Here is a 17854-nt window from a genome sequence, read left to right as displayed (position 1 = left end):
CATTGTTTTAAACAGGAGTGATGAATGCGAATTGGTATCGATCTGGGTGGAACGAAAACGGAAGTTATCGCGCTGAGCGATCGCGGGGAGCAGCTCTATCGTCACCGTCTGCCGACGCCGCGTGACTACCAGCAAACCATTGAGAACATTGCGCATCTCGTCGCACTGGCCGAAGAGGCGACCGGGCAAACCGGGACGGTGGGAATGGGCATTCCCGGCTCGATTTCGCCCTATACCGGGGTGGTGAAAAACGCCAATTCCACCTGGCTGAACGGCCAGCCGTTTGATAAAGATTTAAGCCGTCGTCTGAACCGCGAGGTGCGGCTGGCGAACGACGCCAACTGTCTTGCGGTGTCGGAAGCGGTAGACGGCGCGGCGGCGGGCGCGCAGACGGTGTTTGCGGTGATCATTGGTACCGGCTGCGGCGCGGGCGTGGCGATTGGCGGCCGCGCGCATATCGGCGGCAACGGCACGGCGGGCGAATGGGGGCATAATCCACTGCCGTGGATGAATGACGACGAGCTGCGCTATCGTGCGGAAGTGCCGTGCTACTGCGGTAAGCAGGGCTGCATTGAGACCTTTATTTCCGGTACCGGTTTTGCCACCGACTACCAGCGGTTAAGCGGGCGTCCATTGAAGGGCAGTGAGATTATGCGCCTGGTGGATGAAGGTGATGCGCTGGCAGAGCAGGCGCTCAGTCGCTACGAGCAGCGGCTGGCGAAATCGCTGGCCCACGTGGTGAATATTCTCGACCCGGACGTGATTGTGCTGGGCGGCGGGATGAGCAACGTTGAACGGCTATACCAGACGGTACCGCAGCTGGTGAAAGAATGGGTGTTTGGCGGTGAGTGCGAGACGCCGATTCGTAAAGCGCTGCACGGGGACTCCAGCGGGGTTCGCGGGGCGGCGTGGTTGTGGCCGGCGTGATTTAGCCCTCACCCTAACCCTCTCCCGAAGGGAGAGGGAACCGTCTTGTGTTGTTGGTGGGGAAAGCCGCCGTTCTGCACGGTTTTCTCCCTCTCCAGGAGGGAGGGGAACCTCACTCCACGCTAAACATTTTATCCAGTCGGCTATACCCCAGCCCGTTGATTTTCTTCACCTTAATTTGCACCGGAATCCGCTCTTTCATCGCCTCAACGTGGCTGATCACGCCGATGATTTTGCCGCTGGCGTTGAGGGCATCCAGCGCATCCAGCGCGGTATCGAGCGTTTCGCTGTCCAGCGTGCCGAAGCCTTCATCGAGGAACAGTGAGTCAATACGGGTTTTGTGGCTGACCAGATCGGAGAGCGCCAGTGCCAGCGCGAGGCTGACGAGGAAGCTTTCGCCACCGGAGAGCGTGCGGGTATCGCGCACCGCGTCCGCCTGCCAGGTATCAACGACCTCTAATTCCAGCGCATCGCTGGCTTTACGTTGCAGCAGATAACGACCATGCAGGCGGCTGAGCTGTTCGTTGGCGAGCCACACCAGATTATCCAGCGTCAGTCCCTGGGCGAATTTACGGAATTTATCCCCCTCTTTGGAGCCAATGAGCGCATTTAAATGCGCCCAGTCTTCCAGCACGGCATTGGCTTTTTCAATCTCAACGAAAAGCGACTGCTGCTGCTGACGATTGTCGCTGTCCTGCTTGAGCTGCTGGCGCAGTTCGCCCTGGCGCTCGCTGTTCTCGCGAAGCTGGCGGGCAAGCTGCTGAAGCTGTTCCTGCACGTCGGCAAGGCTCAAATCGGCGGTCAGCGTTTCCGGGCGCACGGTCAAATGATGTTGCAACGCTTCCTGTACCTGTGCGGCGAGGGTCTGGCGCTGCTGGTGCTGCGTCTCCAGCGTCTGTTTGAGCTGTTCAAGACGCTGGCGCTCGCCGGCATCCAGTAGCGCATCCAGAAATGTCTGTCGGTCCGGGAAGTGCGAGGCGGAAAGCTGCTGGTCGAAGGTCTGTTCCGCTTGCTGAAGACGCTCATTTTCCAGTTTTTCTTGTTGCTGGAGCGTTTGCCACTGGCTTTCCAGCGACACACAGTCATGATGCGCCTGTTGCCAGCCGTCAAGCGAGGCCTGCTGACCGTCGTCGGTATTTTCGGCGGTCGGTAGCGTTTCCAGCAGCGGCTGAATCAACGCCAGCTGCTGTTGAGTGCTCTGGAGCTGCGCCTGCTGCTGTTGCCACTGGGCTATCTCCGTTTCGCGCGCCGTCAGCCAACTGTTTTCATCGCCAGCGTCCGGTTGCGTCAGGCCAAAAGCCGTGAACGATTGATTAAGCGCGGCAGTGCGCTGCTCCTGTTCTTCGCGTAGCTGCGTTAGCTGCGCCTCAAGCTCGCGAAGCTGCTGTTCCAGCGTCAGGCGTTGTTGGTGCTGATAACGCTGCTGCTCGGCGTCGTCCTGTGCGGCCAGCCAGCCGTTGATATCGTCAGACGGTTGCAGATCGATATGCAGATGCTGGAGCGTCTCCTGCCACTGGGAGGTAAGTGCTTGCTCCTGCTGAGAAAGCGATGTGAGCTCGTCATTTTCGTTCTGCTGCTGCTTTTGCAGCGTCTCCAGTTGGCCACGCAGCGCCGCGCCGTTTTCGGTCAGCTGCGAAACCTCTTTTTCCAGCGCATCGCGACGTGCTTTGTTGGCGTCCGGTTTTAAAGCCTGATATTCGGCCAGCGCCGGATGGCTGGTGGAACCGCACAGCGGACACGGCGCGCCCGGCTGGAGACGCGCGCGCTCGGCTTCCAGCTTAACGATGGTGTCTTCCAAATCGCAAATGGCCTTAACGTCGGCCAACTGCTGTTTTTTCTCTTTATAGACCAGGCGCAGCGGGGTCAGTTCGGCGGTGATTTTCTCCAATTGCTGCTGGCGCTGCTGCTGAGCATCCATCAGCTGCTGTCGGCGGGAGTGGAGCGGGATAAAGCGCGCATGAAGGGTACTGAGCTGCTGGCGCTGCGGGCGCGACGCCGCGTGTTCGGCGATCCGGGCGGCGACCTCTTCCTGCGTGAGCGTTAGCGTGGAAGGCGGCAGCTGGCTGAGCTGTGCCGCCAGCGCATTACGGCGCTGTTCTTGCGTTTGTTGCTGTGCACGTTCCCGCGTCTGCTGAGCAAACGCGCTACGCCAGCCGGTTAGCTCGCTTTGCCAGCGCTGAATATGTTCATGCGCCTGCAGCCATTGTTGCTGTTGTTGCAGCGATTGCGTGAGCGTGGCGTGTTGGCGTTCCGCGCTGTAGCGAATGCGATCTCGTTGGGTACGGGCTGCCTGTAAGCGAGTATTCACTTGCAGAACCTGCGCACGGGTTTTGGCCACCGTGGCGGCCTGTTCCTGCATCTGTGACCAGTGCGGGCGCAGCGCTTCAGCGGGCTGCGCGCGGCTCAGCACGGCAAGCTGCGGCTGCGCCGCTTCCAGCGCCTGCTGGGCTTCTTTCAACGCCAGCTGGGTTTTCTGCTCGTCTTGTTCCAGCTCCGTTCGGCGTGACAGCCATTGCTGATGTGTGAGGGCGATCGCCTGCTGTTGTTGCCACTGCTTTTCATCGGAAGTAAGCGCCTGCAAACTTTGTTGTAGGGACTGTTGCTGCTCTTCGCTCAGCAGTACCACACCGCTGGCCTGGGCCTGAAGCTTGTCGAGGTCGTTACGCGCCTGCTTATGTTTTTCAAACACCTGCGCGGAAATCTGGCCGTAAATTTCGGTGCCGGTCAACTCTTCCAGCAGCTCGGCGCGCTCTTTCGGTTTGGCGTTGAGGAAGGCGGCAAACTGGCCCTGTGAAAGCAACATCGAGCGGGTAAAGCGGCCATAGTCCAGCCCGCTCAGCGACGCGGTCATCTCCAGCTTGTCTTTGACTTTATCCGCCAGAATTTGTCCGTCGGCGCAGCGTGCCAGCTCGACGCGCGGCGCCTGTAAATTACCGTCCGGCTGGTTGCGCGCGCGGTTCTGGCTCCAGAAGGCGCGATAGGCAATACCCTGTACTTCAAACTCGACTTCCGCCAGACACTCGGCGGTGTCGCGGGTCATCAGGTCATTTTGTGACTGCGAAACGGTATTAAGGCGCGGTGTCTCGTGGTACAGCGCCAGGCAAATAGCGTCGAGCAGGGTGGTTTTGCCCGCGCCGGTCGGGCCGGTGATGGCGAACAGACCGTTGCTGGCGAAAGGCTCCTGGGTGAAGTCGATTTTCCACTCGCCTTTGAGCGAGTTGAGGTTTTTCAGGCGCAGGCTGAGAATTTTCATGGTTGTTGTTCCTCGCCAAGGCTGTTTAGCGTTTCGTTGAACAGCGTTTGCAGGCGTTGCTGCTGCGGTTCCTCAAGTGTTTCCAGCGCCAGGCGGCGTTGGAATACCTCTTCAATACTCAGCTCGCTCAGGGTCTCACGCGTCTGACTTTCCAGAATGCGCTGGCGCTGCTCGCGGCTGCGGCGCACCAGCAGGACCTCGACCGGTAGATCGTCGGTGATGGCCTGGATTTTACGTTGAATGTCATGCAGATATTCGTCGCTGGTGATTTCGATATCGAGCCACGTGGTGGCCTCGGTATCGGTTTTCTCCCACGCCGCGAGCTGGGCGCTGATGCTGTCGAAATCGCCCTTGATCACCGCCAGCGCCTGCGTGATGGGGACGGTTAGCGGGGTCACTTCCGCCAGCTTGCCGTCGCTAAAGGTCACCAGATTCACGCTTTTCGCTTTGCCGGTTTCGTCAAAGCTTAACGGGAGAGGCGAGCCGCTGTAGCGGATATGCTCGCTGCCGCCGATTTTCTGCGCCCGGTGAATATGCCCCAGCGCGATGTAATCGGCCGGTGGGAAATTCTGCGCCGGGAAAGCATCCAGCGTGCCAATATAGATATCGCGCACCGCATCGCTTTTGCTGGCGCCGACGGTGGTCAGATGGCCGCTGGCGATAATCGGCAGCGTCAGGTTGTCGCGTAGCTCGCAGGCCTGTTGATACTGCTGCTGATAGTAATCAGTGATGCTTTCCAGTACCTGACGTACTTTTTCATTGCCAGAAAGCCCCGCCTGGCTGGTGATGATGTCGCGCGGACGCAGAAACGGCACCGGGCAGAACACTGCGCCGGGCGTGCCGTCGCGCTGATTCAGAATAAACGGCGCATGGCCGGCGTTGGCAATCACCGTGGTGTTGAGGAATGACAGAATATCGCGCGATTCGTTAAGTGTCGCCACCGAGTCATGGTTGCCCGCCAGCACTACCAGATGGCAGCCCGTTTGCTGAAGATTGACCACAAACCGGTTATACAGCTCGCGCGCATAGCTTGGCGGCGAACCGGTATCGAAGATGTCGCCCGCGACGATAATCGCGTCTACGCGCTCCGCCTCGGCGGTGGTCAGCAGCCAGCGCAGAAAGGCATCGTGTTCGGCCGCGCGGCTCTTGCTGTAGAAGTTCTGGCCGAGGTGCCAGTCCGAGGTATGGATAATGCGCATAGCGATTCCGTAAGAAGTGACGTAAAGTTGATTATAAACATTCACCTACGCTGGGGTCGATGAGCGCGTATGGCGCGTGTCATAAACGGTTAAGCGCGATCATCAAACGGTCATGTTTATCATAAAACTGTCATAAATCTGACGCATAATGACGCCGTATATAATACTGATGTCTAAAAACAGGGCAAATAATGGCAAGACGTATTCTGGTCGTTGAAGATGAAGCGCCAATCCGCGAAATGGTCTGTTTCGTGCTGGAACAAAACGGTTTTCAGCCAGTAGAAGCGGAAGATTACGATACCGCAGTGAGTAAACTGAATGAACCCTGGCCCGACCTTATTCTGCTCGACTGGATGTTACCGGGCGGTTCGGGGCTGCAATTTATTAAGCATATCAAACGTGAAGCCTTAACCCGCGATATTCCGGTGGTGATGCTAACCGCCCGCGGTGAAGAGGAAGATCGAGTGCGCGGCCTGGAGACGGGCGCGGATGATTACATTACTAAGCCATTCTCGCCGAAAGAGCTGGTCGCGCGCATTAAAGCCGTGATGCGGCGTATTTCCCCGATGGCGGTGGAAGAGGTGATCGAGATGCAGGGCCTGAGCCTCGACCCCACTTCCCATCGCGTGATGACCGGTGAAAATCCCCTCGATATGGGGCCGACTGAATTTAAGCTATTACACTTCTTTATGACTCACCCGGAGCGCGTGTACAGCCGAGAACAGCTGCTGAACCACGTCTGGGGCACTAACGTGTATGTGGAAGACCGCACCGTCGACGTTCACATTCGTCGTTTGCGTAAGGCGCTGGAGCACAGCGGCCACGATCGTATGGTGCAAACCGTTCGCGGCACGGGCTATCGTTTCTCCGCCCGATTCTAATTTTTGACAGGAGAGTGACGCGTGCTGGAACGGCTGTCATGGAAAAGGCTGGCCCTGGAGCTGCTATTATGTTGTCTCCCGGCTGTCGTACTGGGACTGATTTTTGGTTATCTGCCGTGGTTTTTACTGGCGGCAGTGACCGGCCTGCTGATCTGGCATTTCTGGAATCTGTTGCGTTTGTCGTGGTGGCTGTGGGTCGATAGAAGTATGACGCCGCCGCCGGGTCGCGGCAGCTGGGAGCCGCTGCTGTACGGGCTTAACCAGATGCAGTTGCGTAATAAAAAACGTCGCCGCGAGCTGGGAAATCTGATTAAACGCTTTCGTAGCGGCGCCGAGTCGCTGCCAGACGCCGTAGTGTTGACCACGGAAGAAGGGGCGATCTTCTGGTGTAATGGCCTCGCCCAGCAGCTGCTGGGGCTTCGCTGGCCCGACGATAGCGGGCAGAACATCCTCAACCTGCTGCGTTACCCCGAATTTACCCAACACCTCAAAAAGCGCGATTTTCTCAAGCCGCTGCATCTGGTGCTGAATAACGGTCGCCATCTGGAAATCCGCATTATGCCGTATACCGACCGTCAGCTGCTGATGGTGGCGCGCGACGTGACGCAGATGCACCAGTTGGAAGGGGCTCGGCGGAATTTCTTCGCCAACGTTAGCCACGAGTTACGTACGCCGCTCACCGTGCTGCAAGGTTACCTGGAGATGATGCACGAGCAGGTGCTGGAAGGGAACGTGCGCGAAAAAGCGCTGCACACCATGCGCGAGCAGACCCAGCGCATGGAAGGGTTGGTCAGGCAGCTGTTAACGTTGTCGAAGATTGAAGCCTCGCCGACGCTCGCGCTGAATGAAAAAATCGACGTACCGATGATGCTGCGCGTGGTCGAGCGTGAAGCGCAGACGCTGAGCCAGCAGAAGCATCAGTTCCGCTTTGAAGTGGATGAAACGCTGAAGGTGCTGGGCAATGAGGATCAACTGCGTAGCGCGATGTCGAATCTGGTCTATAACGCCGTCAATCATACGCCGGAAGGCACGTTGATTACGGTGCGCTGGCAGCGTGCGCCGCACGGGGCGCTGTTTAGCGTCGAAGATAACGGGCCAGGTATCGCGCCAGAGCATCTGCCAAGGCTGACCGAACGCTTTTATCGCGTGGATAAAGCGCGCTCCAGGCAGACCGGCGGCAGTGGGCTGGGGTTAGCGATTGTGAAACATGCCGTCAGCCACCACGACAGTCGCCTGGAGATTAGCAGTGAAGTCGGCAAGGGATCGTGCTTTAGCTTCCTGCTGCCGGAACGTTTAATTGCCAAAAACAGCGACTGATCGCCAGCTTGTCATCTTAACTTTCCACAGACCAGCCCCGGCTGGTCTGTTTGCTTTGCAGTCAAGGAAACGCTGCCTGATTAACGAACGTCTGGTTGTTTTTTGTTCGCATGATTAGCCGGATGTTTTTCTTAAATCCAGTTAATAAGTCTGGCCATTAATTGAGTATCAATATAATCATCTGGTTTTGCGATCCCGTGTTGCTTTAAAACGTTATAAGCGTTTAAATTGGCCCCCATACGGTCGTAAACAGACTGTATATACGCGGTAAATCAAAAAACTATTCTTATTTACTCCGTGAAGGGAGCATATCCCTCTGAGTTTATCGTTGGTTTGCTCTGTATCATTCCGCTGAATCCATTGCGATAAATTTGTTTTACAACACCACATCCACAGGCAGTAGTTACATATGACCCATCAATTAAAATCGCGTGACATCATCGCTCTGGGCTTTATGACCTTTGCGTTGTTTGTTGGCGCAGGTAACATCATTTTTCCTCCTATGGTTGGTCTGCAGGCCGGTCCTCACGTCTGGACCGCGGCGATTGGCTTTCTGATTACTGCTGTGGGTCTTCCGGTGCTTACCGTGGTCGCGCTCGCAAAAGTGGGCGGCGGCGTTGATAGCCTGAGCACGCCAATCGGCAAAGTGGCGGGCGTGCTGCTTGCCACCGTCTGCTACCTGGCGGTTGGGCCGCTGTTTGCTACGCCGCGTACCGCGACCGTCTCGTTTGAAATTGGTATTGCGCCGCTGACCGGTAGCGGTGAGCTGCCGCTGTTTATCTATAGCCTTATCTATTTTGCGCTGGTGATTCTGGTCTCGCTGTATCCGGGCAAGCTGCTCGATACCGTCGGCAACTTCCTGGCGCCGCTGAAAATTCTGGCGCTGATTGTGCTGGCCGTTGCTGCGGTTATCTGGCCCGCTGGCCCGATCAGCCATGCGTTGGATGCCTATGAAACCGCCGCGTTTTCTAATGGTTTCGTCAACGGTTACCTGACCATGGATACGCTTGGCGCGATGGTCTTCGGGATTGTTATCGTCAATGCCGCGCGTTCTCGCGGTGTGACGGAAGCGCGTTTACTGACTCGCTACACTATCTGGGCTGGCCTGATGGCCGGCGTCGGCTTGACGCTGCTGTATCTGGCGCTGTTCCGCCTGGGTTCTGACAGCGCGATTCTGGTCGATCAGAACGCCAACGGCGCGGCCATTCTGCATGCTTACGTTCAGCACACTTTCGGTGGTGCCGGGAGCTTCCTGCTGGCGGCGCTGATCTTCATCGCCTGTCTGGTGACCGCGGTTGGCCTGACCTGCGCTTGTGCCGAGTTCTTTGCTCAGTACCTGCCGTTCTCCTACCGTACGCTGGTGTTTATCCTTGGTTTGTTCTCAATGGCGGTATCAAATCTGGGGCTGAGCCATCTGATTCAGATTTCGATTCCGGTGCTGACGGCCATCTATCCACCGTGTATCGCACTTGTAGTACTCAGCTTTACGCGTAATTGGTGGCATAATTCGGGCCGCGTTATTGCACCACCGATGTTCATCAGCCTTGTTTTTGGTATCCTTGACGGGATTAAAGCCTCTGCGTTCGCAGACGTGCTGCCGGGGTGGGCCGCTCGTCTGCCGCTGGCCGAGCAGGGTCTGGCATGGCTGATGCCGACGGTCGTTATGGCGGTTCTGGCGATTGTCTGGGACCGTATGGCGGGTCGTCAGGTGACATCAAGCGCGCATTAATTCGCGTCGCAGAGTCAGGTGTTTTAACCACGGAACGTGATGTTCCGTGGTTTTTTATTTTGGGTACTTTCACCTAAGTCGTTCGCGGTGACGCGGGGATGATGGGTATGACATGGCACTGGAAACGATGGAAAACAACAAGCTGAAGCGCGGGTTAAGCACCCGACACATTCGCTTTATGGCCCTCGGATCGGCAATTGGTACGGGGCTGTTTTACGGCTCCGCCGACGCCATCAAGATGGCCGGGCCAAGCGTGCTGCTGGCCTATATTATCGGCGGCGTGGCCGCTTATATCATTATGCGTGCACTGGGCGAGATGTCGGTGCATAACCCGTCGGCCAGCTCGTTTTCCCGCTATGCGCAGGAAAACCTCGGCCCACTGGCGGGCTATATTACCGGCTGGACCTACTGCTTTGAGATTTTGATTGTCGCCATTGCCGACGTCACCGCGTTCGGCATTTATATGGGCGTCTGGTTCCCGGCGGTGCCGCACTGGATCTGGGTGCTCAGCGTGGTGCTGATTATCTGCGCCATTAACCTGATGAGCGTGAAGGTATTTGGCGAGCTGGAGTTCTGGTTCTCCTTCTTCAAGGTCGCCACTATTATCATCATGATTGTGGCCGGTTTTGGCATCATTATCTGGGGCATCGGCAACGGTGGGCAGCCTACGGGTATTCATAACCTGTGGAGCAACGGCGGCTTCTTCAGCAACGGTTGGCTCGGCATGGTGATGTCACTGCAGATGGTGATGTTCGCCTACGGCGGTATCGAGATTATCGGTATTACCGCCGGGGAAGCAAAAGACCCGGAGAAATCCATTCCGCGCGCCATCAACTCGGTGCCGATGCGTATTCTGGTGTTCTACGTGGGTACGCTGTTCGTGATTATGTCCATCTACCCGTGGAACCAGGTGGGTACCGACGGCAGCCCGTTTGTGCTGACTTTCCAGCATATGGGGATTACCTTCGCGGCCAGTATTCTTAACTTTGTGGTGCTGACGGCGTCGCTGTCGGCGATTAACTCCGACGTGTTCGGCGTAGGCCGTATGCTGCACGGCATGGCCGAGCAGGGCAGCGCGCCGAAGGTGTTTGCCAAAACCTCGCGCCGCGGTATTCCGTGGGTGACGGTGATGGTGATGACCATCGCGCTGCTGTTTGCGGTGTACCTGAACTACATCATGCCGGAAAACGTCTTCCTGGTGATCGCGTCGCTGGCCACCTTCGCCACCGTGTGGGTGTGGATTATGATCCTGCTGTCGCAGGTGGCGTTCCGTCGCCGCCTGTCGGCAGATGAAGTGAAGGCGTTGAAGTTTAAGGTACCGGGCGGCGTCGCCACCACGATTGTGGGGCTGGTATTCCTGGTCTTTATCATCGGCCTGATTGGCTATCACCCGGATACGCGCATCTCGCTGTACGTTGGTTTTGCGTGGATTATCCTGCTGCTGGTGGGGTGGATGTTTAAAACCCGCCGCCGTCGCTAATCATCGCGAACGTTGTTAAACCCGGCCTTGCGCCGGGTTTTTTGTCTGTGCAATCTGCGCCCCCGTCCTCCTCCCTACAAAAAAGTGTGAAAGAGGATTAGAGGGGCAGGGACGTATGGCAAGGTGTGCTCATTTTGATGATAGGGGATAGATGATGTTAAACGCCTGGCACCTTCCGGTTGCGCCCTTTATTAAGCAGCGGCAGGATAAACTGATTATCACGCTGTGGCTGCGCGGCGATGACCTTCCGCAGCGGGTGACGATGCGCGCGGAAGTGGACAACGAAGAGACAACGGTGCCCATGCACCGTCGCGGTAAATCGCCTGTAGTTGATGTTGTGCAGTGGCGTGCAGAAATCGCGCTGCACGAGGGCCAGCCGCGCCGTCGCTATGCGTTTAAGCTGTTGTGGAGTGACCGCCAATTATGGTTCGCGCCAAAAGGTTTGAGCGCCTTCCCGCCAGCGAAGCTGGAACTCTTTGCCTATGATTGCCCGGACGACAGCCCGCAGTGGGTAAGCGAGCAGATTTTCTACCAGATCTTCCCCGACCGTTTCGCGCGTAGCCAGAAGCGCAGCGAGCAGCAGGACAAGGTCTATCATCATCATGCCGCCGGGCACGACATTATCCTGCGCGACTGGGATGAACCATTGACCGCCGAAGCCGGCGGCTCGACCTTCTACGGCGGCGATCTTGACGGTATCAGCGAGAAGCTACCGTACCTCAAGGCCTTGGGCGTAACCGCGTTGTACCTGAACCCGGTCTTCACCGCGCCGAGCGTGCACAAGTACGATACCGAAAATTACCGCGAAGTGGATCCGCAGTTTGGCGGTAACGATGCGCTGCTGCGCCTGCGGCACAACACGCAGCGTGAAGGCATGCGGCTGATACTCGACGGCGTCTTCAACCACAGCGGCGACACACATGCCTGGTTCGACCGACATCACCGCGGCGACAACGGCGCGTGCCATGATGCGAGCTCTCCGTGGCGGGATCGCTACAGTTTCTCTGCCGAAGGCAAGGCGCTGGATTGGTTAGGCTATTCCAGCCTCCCGAAGCTCGACTATCAGTCATCAACGTTGATTGACGAAATCTACGGCGGCGAGGACAGCATTGTGCGTCACTGGCTGAAAGCGCCGTGGAGCATGGACGGCTGGCGGCTGGATGTGGTGCATATGCTCGGCGAAGCAGGGGGAGCGAAGAACAACCTCAAGCACGTTGCGGCGATAACGCAGTCGGCGAAAGCGGCACGCCCGGATGCCTTCGTCTTCGGTGAGCACTTCGGTGATGCGCGGCAGTGGTTGCAGCAGGATGCGGAAGATTCGGCGATGAACTACCGCGGCTTTACCTTTCCGCTGTGGGGGTTCCTTGCCAACACCGATATTTCATACGACCCGCAGAAAATCGATGCGCAAACCTGCATGGCGTGGATGGAGGATTACCGCGCCGGGCTGTCCCATCAGCAGCAGTTGCGCATGTTTAACCAGCTTGATAGCCACGATACCGCGCGCTTTAAATCGCTGCTCGGTCGTGACGTGGCGCGTCTGCCGCTGGCGGTGGTGTGGTTGTTCTGCTGGCCCGGCGTGCCGTGTATCTATTACGGTGATGAAGTGGGTCTGGATGGTAATAACGATCCCTTCTGCCGCAAGCCGTTCCCATGGAATGAAAGCCTGCAGGACCAAACGCTGCTGGCGCTGTATCAGCGCTTAGCCGCGTTGCGTAAAGCGACACCGGCCCTGCGCCACGGTGGATGCCAGGTGCTGTACGCCGAAGGCGATGTGGTGGTGTTCCTGCGCGTATTGGGCGCGGAACGTGTGCTGGTGGCGATTAACCGCGGGGAATCCTGTGAGGTGACGCTGCCGATATCGCCGCTGCTTGCTGTGGGGGAGTGGAAGCGCCGGGAAGGGGAAGGGCAACAGGCTTATGCCACGCTGTCTCTCCCGGCAATTTCCGCCACGGTGTGGACCGCTCATTGATACAGGCGAGCAATCTCAGCGCTGGCCAGCAGGGTTTCCCGCCACCAGCGCTGAGCTAAGCCATCGCTACCGTTACGCCATGCCATATAGGCAACATCCTTCTGACGGAAAGAGATAACCGATTTTTCGACCAGCTCGCCGGTGCTAAGCCACGGGCTGGCGATATGTCGGGGGAGAAAACCACAGCCGATGCCGGCGCGAAGCAGCATCACCTTGCTATTAAAATCGTCAACACGAATTTGCGGCTGCTCGTCCATCAGATTGGTTTGCAGTGGGTGGCAATAGCGTGCACTGTCGCTGATGATCACCGCGCGGTGCAGGCACAGTTGTTCATTGGTTAAGTCTTCCGGCACCGTGGCAAGCGGGTGATTGGGGGAAACGACGAAAACATTGTCCAGCGTGCCGAGCATATGGTAGGACCAGGCCGCAGATGTCGGCGGCTCGTTGATGGCGCCGAGTATGATATCTGCGCCGTTATGCGTCAGCTCTTCCCAGGAACCGGCCAGCGTATGGTGGGTGAAATTGAGGCGTGTTTGCCTGTTCAGCGCATAAAAGGCTTCGATGTGCGGCAGTAGGGAGGCAAAAGGAAACGAGTCATCCAGCGCAATCGCCAGCTCCTTCTCCCAGCCCGCACTCAGCTGCAGCGCCTGTTTTTCCAGATCTTTTGCCGCATTCAGCAGGAGCCGTCCCTTTTCCAGCACCATACGTCCGGTATCGGTGAATTTTGCCCGATGCCCGGAGCGATCGAGCAGTTCGATACTCAGATCGCTTTCCAGCTTCTGGATCATATAACTCAGGGCAGCGGGTGTTTTAAACAGTGATTCCGCCGCCGCGGCGAAGGTACCGTGTTTGTCGATAGCGTCAAGGATCAGTAAGACGTCGAGATTAATGCGCATAAGAAAAAAATATCCTGAAAAATAAACTACTCAGTTGTAACGAATAGGGAAAAACAATGCTAGTGAATAAATTAGATGAAACCTGCGCATTTTTTTGATTCATGAATGAGATTCATCGTAATAAGAAAATAATACCGTCACAGGATGGTAAGTTTTCTTTAATAACTTGTTAGAAATTTCCCGCTATACTCAACAGGCTTTCTGATTCAGGATCCTGCTGCTGACGGCAGTGTAAGACCGTTGCCTTTTAACTTATTGATTAAGAAGGTGTGTTATGTCTATTCGGGAACTGATTGACCCTCAAAACTCTACTCTTATTTTTATTGACCATCAGCCGCAAATGTCTTTTGGCGTGGCAAATATCGATCGTCAAACGCTGAAAAATAATACCGTAGCGTTAGCGAAAGCCGGGAAAATATTTAATGTTCCGGTTATTTATACTTCCGTGGAAACCAAAAGTTTCAGTGGCTACATTTGGCCTGAATTGCTTGCTGTACACCCTGATGTAAAGCCTATCGAACGAACCTCCATGAACTCCTGGGAAGACGCTGCGTTTGTTAAAGCGGTGGAAGCCACCGGGCGTAAAAAGCTGATCATTTCCGCGCTGTGGACTGAAGTTTGCCTGACCTTCCCGGCCCTGATGGCGCTGGAAGCTGGCTATGAAGTCTATGTGGTGACCGACACTTCTGGCGGTACCTCCGTTGACGCTCATGAGCGTTCAATTGACCGCATGGTACAGGCTGGCGCAGTGCCGGTAACCTGGCAGCAGGTTCTGCTCGAGTACCAGCGCGACTGGTCGCGCAAAGAGACCTACGACGCGGTCATGGATCTGGTACGTGAACACAGCGGCGCTTACGGGATGGGCGTGGATTACGCCTACACCATGGTGCATGGCGCACCTGAACGTAAAGCCTAAGGTGAGGATGCCGACGGGGTCTCTCCCCGTCGGTTGGTCAGCGCAAGGAACCTATCGTCATGACGCAAAAGCACGTCACGCTGGTGATTACTCACGCCATTCGCCCTGAACACGTCGCACAATATGAAGCCTGGCTGGGCGAAATTATGCCCGTGGCGGCGAGCTACCCCGGCCACCTGGGCGCGAACGTGATTCGCCCGGTCGACGGGCAGACGGCGTGGAATATTATTATTCGCTTTGACACCCTCGAGCATCTTTACGCCTGGACTCAGTCTGACGTCCGTCGCCAGCTGGTTAATGAGATTGCGCCATTGCTCGGCGAAGGCGATCACACTGAAATTCGTACCGAACCCGCCTTCTGGTTTACGCCGCCCGCAGCGCACGTGCGCCAGCCGAAACGCTGGAAACAGTTTCTGATAACGCTGCTGGTGATTTTCCCCAGTACTAACCTGGTGCCCGCCATTACCGGCGCGCTGCTGCCCTCGTTAAAGGGAACCTTGTTGCTGCATTTTCTCAACGATGCCTGTGTGGTCGCGCTGGTGGTCTGGTTCTGGATGCCCATCGTGACCCGCCTGTTTGCCGGCTGGCTAAAAAAAGCCTGAGCTGGCCAAGGAGAACGTTATGTCACAAACAGCCACACTGATTTTAACTCAGGGGCAGATTCATACTCTGGACCCGCAACGGCCGCGCGCCGAAGCAGTGGCGATCGCCGATGGCAAAATCCTCGCTGTCGGTAGCGACGCGCAGATGTTGTCTTATGCGGGCGAAGGCACGCAGATTATCGACCTTCATGGCCACACCGTGGTGCCAGGGCTTAACGACTCGCACCTGCACTTGATTCGCGGCGGTCTGAACTACAATCTTGAACTGCGCTGGGAAGGCGTGCCGTCGCTGGCGGATGCGCTGCGGATGCTGAAAGAGCAGGCCGACCGTACGCCGTCGCCGCAGTGGGTGCGCGTTGTCGGCGGCTGGAGCGAGTTCCAGTTCGCCGAACGCCGCATGCCGACGCTGGAAGAGCTGAACGAAGCCGCGCCGGATACGCCGGTGTTTGTGCTGCACCTCTACGATCGCGCGTTGCTCAACCGCGCGGCGCTGAAAGCTGTCGGCTATACCAAAGAGACGCCGGCACCGGCGGGCGGCGAGATCGTTCGCGATAACAACGGCAACCCTACCGGGATGCTAATCGCCAAACCAAACGCCATGATCCTTTACGCCACGCTGGCGAAAGGGCCGAAGCTGCCGCTGGAACAGCAGGTGAACTCTACCCGCCAGTTTATGCGCGAACTCAACCGGCTGGGCCTGACCAGCGCCATCGACGCGGGCGGCGGTTTCCAGAACTACCCGGAAGATTACGAAATTATCGAACAGCTGCATGCTAACAAGCAGATGACTATTCGTATCGCCTACAACCTGTTTACTCAGCGTCCGAAGCAGGAGCTGGACGACTTTGAGCGCTGGACCGATATGCTCAAGCCGGGGCAGGGTACTGATTTTTATCGTGCCAACGGGGCGGGGGAGATGCTGGTATTTTCGGCAGCCGATTTTGAAGACTTCCTGCAGCCGCGTCCGGATCTGCCGCCAGGGATGGAAGAAGAGCTGGAACGCGTGGTGCGTCATCTGGTTGAGCACCGCTGGCCGTTCCGCCTGCATGCCACCTATGATGAATCCATCAGCCGCATGCTCGATGTGTTTGAAAAAGTGAACCGCGAAATTCCGTTTAACGGTCTGCACTGGTTCTTTGACCACGCAGAGACCATTACCGAACGTAATATCGAACGAGTGAAAGCGCTGGGGGGCGGCATTGCGGTGCAGCACCGGATGGCTTTCCAGGGAGAATACTTTGTCGATCGCTACGGGAAAGACGCGGTGAAACACACGCCGCCGGTGGTGAAGATGCTGGAGATGGAGGTGCCGGTTGGTCTCGGTACCGATGCGACGCGTGTGGCGAGCTATAACCCGTGGACGGCGCTGTACTGGCTGGTATCCGGGCGAACCGTGGGCGGGTTGGCGATGTACGACGACGAAAATCGCCTGCCGCGCGACGTGGCGCTGGAGCTGTGGACGGCGGGTAGCGCCTGGTTCTCCAGCGAGCAGGGCAAAAAAGGTCGTATAGCCGCCGGGCAACTGGCAGATCTGGTGGCGTTGTCGAAGGATTACTTCAGCGTACCGGAAGAGGAGATTAAGGGGATTGAGTCAGTAATGACGATTGTCGATGGCCGCGTGGTGTACGCCGCCGGGCACTTTACCCCGCTGGCGCCGCCGCCCATTCCGGTGCTGCCGGAGTGGTCACCGGTGGTCAAAGTGCCGGGGCACTACCGTTCAGCGCCTCCGGGCTCCGATCATATCGGCGCGGTAGTGCAGATGCACCAGTGCTGCGGCAGCTGCGGCGTTCATGGGCATCAGCACGATCTGGCGCGTAAATCCGGCGTGCCGGTATCTGATGACCGCGCCTTCTGGGGCGCGCTGGGCTGTTCCTGCTTCTCGTTCTAATCTTTCGATAACAAAAAAGGCTCGCAAAATGCGAGCCTTTTTAGCAGAACGCGAGCCGATTACAGGCTGGAGACGTTCTCGCTCAGGTATTTAGCCACGCCGTCCGGAGAAGCGTTCATGCCTTCTTTCCCTTTTTCCCACTGCGCCGGGCACACTTCGCCGTGCTGCTCGTGGAACTGCAGCGCATCAACCATACGCAGCATTTCGTCGATGTTACGGCCCAGCGGCAGGTCGTTAACCACCTGGTGGCGAACAACACCGTTAGCGTCGATCAGGAAGGATCCGCGCAGCGCAACGCCTTCGTCCGGGTGTTCGATACCGTAAGCTTTCTGGATTTCGCGCTTAACGTCAGCAACCATTGCGTATTTCACTGCACCGATGCCGCCTTTGTCGACCGGGGTGTTACGCCATGCGTTGTGAACGAATTCGGAGTCAAAGGAGACGCCAACCACTTCAACGCCGCGCTTCTGGAACTCTTCGTAACGTTTGTCGAAGGCGATCAGCTCAGACGGGCAGACGAAGGTGAAGTCCATCGGCCAGAAGAACAGAACGGTGGCTTTACCCTGGGTGTGCTGTTTGAAATTGAATTTCTCAACGATTTCACCGTTGCCCAGTACCGCAGCTGCGGTGAAGTCAGGCGCTTGACGAGTAACCAGAACCATGGGGTTCTCCTTTGAATTTATAAGGTTAATGGAACGCAACGCGGGCCAGTATAGGGAGGGTAAGCGGCTAATACAAAAAGGCTTTGACGATTAATTGATTAGGTTTTACCTATCAATAATTTATTTTTCCAA

13 protein-coding genes are annotated in these 17854 nt (G+C 57.0%); 9 read left to right on the top strand and 4 right to left on the bottom strand.

Annotated features, from left to right (window positions below):
- The first annotated feature begins 24 nt into the window (after positions 1–24).
- On the top strand, positions 25–927 hold the full coding sequence (gene mak / locus ACW14G_RS04430) for a fructokinase (RefSeq protein WP_419058254.1): 903 nt from the start codon (positions 25–27) through the stop codon (positions 925–927).
- Positions 928–1039: 112 nt separating this feature from the next.
- Here the strand turns inward: mak and sbcC are convergent, their stop codons facing one another.
- Positions 1040–4180, bottom strand: coding sequence for an exonuclease subunit SbcC (gene sbcC / locus ACW14G_RS04425; RefSeq protein ID WP_249022240.1), 3141 nt, complete (start codon positions 4178–4180; stop codon positions 1040–1042).
- The gene (gene sbcD, locus ACW14G_RS04420) at positions 4177–5379 is read right to left on the bottom strand and encodes an exonuclease subunit SbcD (RefSeq protein WP_223804017.1); all 1203 of its coding nucleotides are present in this window, start codon (positions 5377–5379) and stop codon (positions 4177–4179) included. Before sbcD ends, sbcC begins: the two co-directional genes overlap by 4 nt.
- Before the next feature lie 191 nt (positions 5380–5570).
- On the opposite strand from sbcD, the gene phoB reads away from it, so the two are divergent.
- The 5 genes from phoB (at position 5571) to malZ (ending at position 12758) form a co-directional block, all read left to right on the top strand.
- Positions 5571–6260 carry a phosphate response regulator transcription factor PhoB gene (phoB, locus tag ACW14G_RS04415; RefSeq protein WP_035895131.1) on the top strand — a complete coding sequence of 230 codons (690 nt, stop codon included), beginning with the start codon at positions 5571–5573 and terminating at the stop codon, positions 6258–6260.
- Positions 6261–6281: 21 nt separating this feature from the next.
- Positions 6282–7577 carry a phosphate regulon sensor histidine kinase PhoR gene (phoR, locus tag ACW14G_RS04410; RefSeq protein WP_163445890.1) on the top strand — a complete coding sequence of 432 codons (1296 nt, stop codon included), beginning with the start codon at positions 6282–6284 and terminating at the stop codon, positions 7575–7577.
- Positions 7578–7986: 409 nt separating this feature from the next.
- Complete coding sequence (gene brnQ / locus ACW14G_RS04405; protein ID WP_064547843.1) at positions 7987–9306, top strand: branched-chain amino acid transporter carrier protein BrnQ; 1320 nt, start codon at positions 7987–7989, stop codon at positions 9304–9306.
- A 127-nt stretch (positions 9307–9433) separates the two neighbouring features.
- The gene (proY, locus tag ACW14G_RS04400; protein ID WP_249023358.1) at positions 9434–10786 is read left to right on the top strand and encodes a proline-specific permease ProY; all 1353 of its coding nucleotides are present in this window, start codon (positions 9434–9436) and stop codon (positions 10784–10786) included.
- Positions 10787–10940: 154 nt separating this feature from the next.
- Positions 10941–12758 carry a maltodextrin glucosidase gene (gene malZ / locus ACW14G_RS04395; RefSeq protein ID WP_249023357.1) on the top strand — a complete coding sequence of 606 codons (1818 nt, stop codon included), beginning with the start codon at positions 10941–10943 and terminating at the stop codon, positions 12756–12758.
- Here malZ and ACW14G_RS04390 read toward each other — a convergent pair.
- A complete protein-coding gene (locus tag ACW14G_RS04390) occupies positions 12752–13654 on the bottom strand; it encodes a LysR family transcriptional regulator (RefSeq protein ID WP_249022239.1) in 903 nt (300 codons plus the stop codon). The genes malZ and ACW14G_RS04390 overlap by 7 nt on opposite strands.
- Positions 13655–13928: 274 nt before the next feature.
- Between ACW14G_RS04390 and ACW14G_RS04385 the strand changes: the two genes are divergently transcribed.
- From ACW14G_RS04385 to ACW14G_RS04375, 3 genes are read left to right on the top strand one after another with little or no spacing between them, the layout of a single operon-like run.
- Positions 13929–14570, top strand: coding sequence for a hydrolase (locus ACW14G_RS04385; protein ID WP_003021513.1), 642 nt, complete (start codon positions 13929–13931; stop codon positions 14568–14570).
- 59 nt (positions 14571–14629) lie between these two features.
- Complete coding sequence (locus ACW14G_RS04380) at positions 14630–15172, top strand: antibiotic biosynthesis monooxygenase (RefSeq protein WP_065357845.1); 543 nt, start codon at positions 14630–14632, stop codon at positions 15170–15172.
- A gap of 19 nt (positions 15173–15191) precedes the next feature.
- Entirely contained in the window at positions 15192–17060 is a 1869-nt protein-coding gene (locus tag ACW14G_RS04375; protein WP_249022238.1) for an amidohydrolase, read from the top strand.
- Positions 17061–17119: 59 nt separating this feature from the next.
- Here the strand turns inward: ACW14G_RS04375 and ACW14G_RS04370 are convergent, their stop codons facing one another.
- The gene (locus ACW14G_RS04370) at positions 17120–17722 is read right to left on the bottom strand and encodes a peroxiredoxin (protein WP_064547849.1); all 603 of its coding nucleotides are present in this window, start codon (positions 17720–17722) and stop codon (positions 17120–17122) included.
- Positions 17723–17854 lie beyond the last annotated feature (132 nt).

Source organism: Kluyvera sp. (assembly GCF_965301105.1).
The sequence above is the reverse complement of the archived record's forward strand: the minus strand, read 5'-3'. Positions and strand labels throughout refer to the sequence as shown.

Excerpts from the sequence above, each read along its gene's own strand:
- mak (WP_419058254.1), top strand. The coding sequence starts at position 25 with ATGCGAATTGGTATCGATCTGGGTGGAACGAAAACGGAAGTTATCGCG.
- sbcC (WP_249022240.1), bottom strand. The coding sequence starts at position 4,180 with ATGAAAATTCTCAGCCTGCGCCTGAAAAACCTCAACTCGCTCAAAGGC.
- sbcD (WP_223804017.1), bottom strand. The coding sequence starts at position 5,379 with ATGCGCATTATCCATACCTCGGACTGGCACCTCGGCCAGAACTTCTAC.
- phoB (WP_035895131.1), top strand. The coding sequence starts at position 5,571 with ATGGCAAGACGTATTCTGGTCGTTGAAGATGAAGCGCCAATCCGCGAA.
- brnQ (WP_064547843.1), top strand. The coding sequence starts at position 7,987 with ATGACCCATCAATTAAAATCGCGTGACATCATCGCTCTGGGCTTTATG.
- proY (WP_249023358.1), top strand. The coding sequence starts at position 9,434 with ATGGAAAACAACAAGCTGAAGCGCGGGTTAAGCACCCGACACATTCGC.
- malZ (WP_249023357.1), top strand. The coding sequence starts at position 10,941 with ATGTTAAACGCCTGGCACCTTCCGGTTGCGCCCTTTATTAAGCAGCGG.
- ACW14G_RS04390 (WP_249022239.1), bottom strand. The coding sequence starts at position 13,654 with ATGCGCATTAATCTCGACGTCTTACTGATCCTTGACGCTATCGACAAA.
- ACW14G_RS04385 (WP_003021513.1), top strand. The coding sequence starts at position 13,929 with ATGTCTATTCGGGAACTGATTGACCCTCAAAACTCTACTCTTATTTTT.
- ACW14G_RS04380 (WP_065357845.1), top strand. The coding sequence starts at position 14,630 with ATGACGCAAAAGCACGTCACGCTGGTGATTACTCACGCCATTCGCCCT.
- ACW14G_RS04375 (WP_249022238.1), top strand. The coding sequence starts at position 15,192 with ATGTCACAAACAGCCACACTGATTTTAACTCAGGGGCAGATTCATACT.
- ACW14G_RS04370 (WP_064547849.1), bottom strand. The coding sequence starts at position 17,722 with ATGGTTCTGGTTACTCGTCAAGCGCCTGACTTCACCGCAGCTGCGGTA.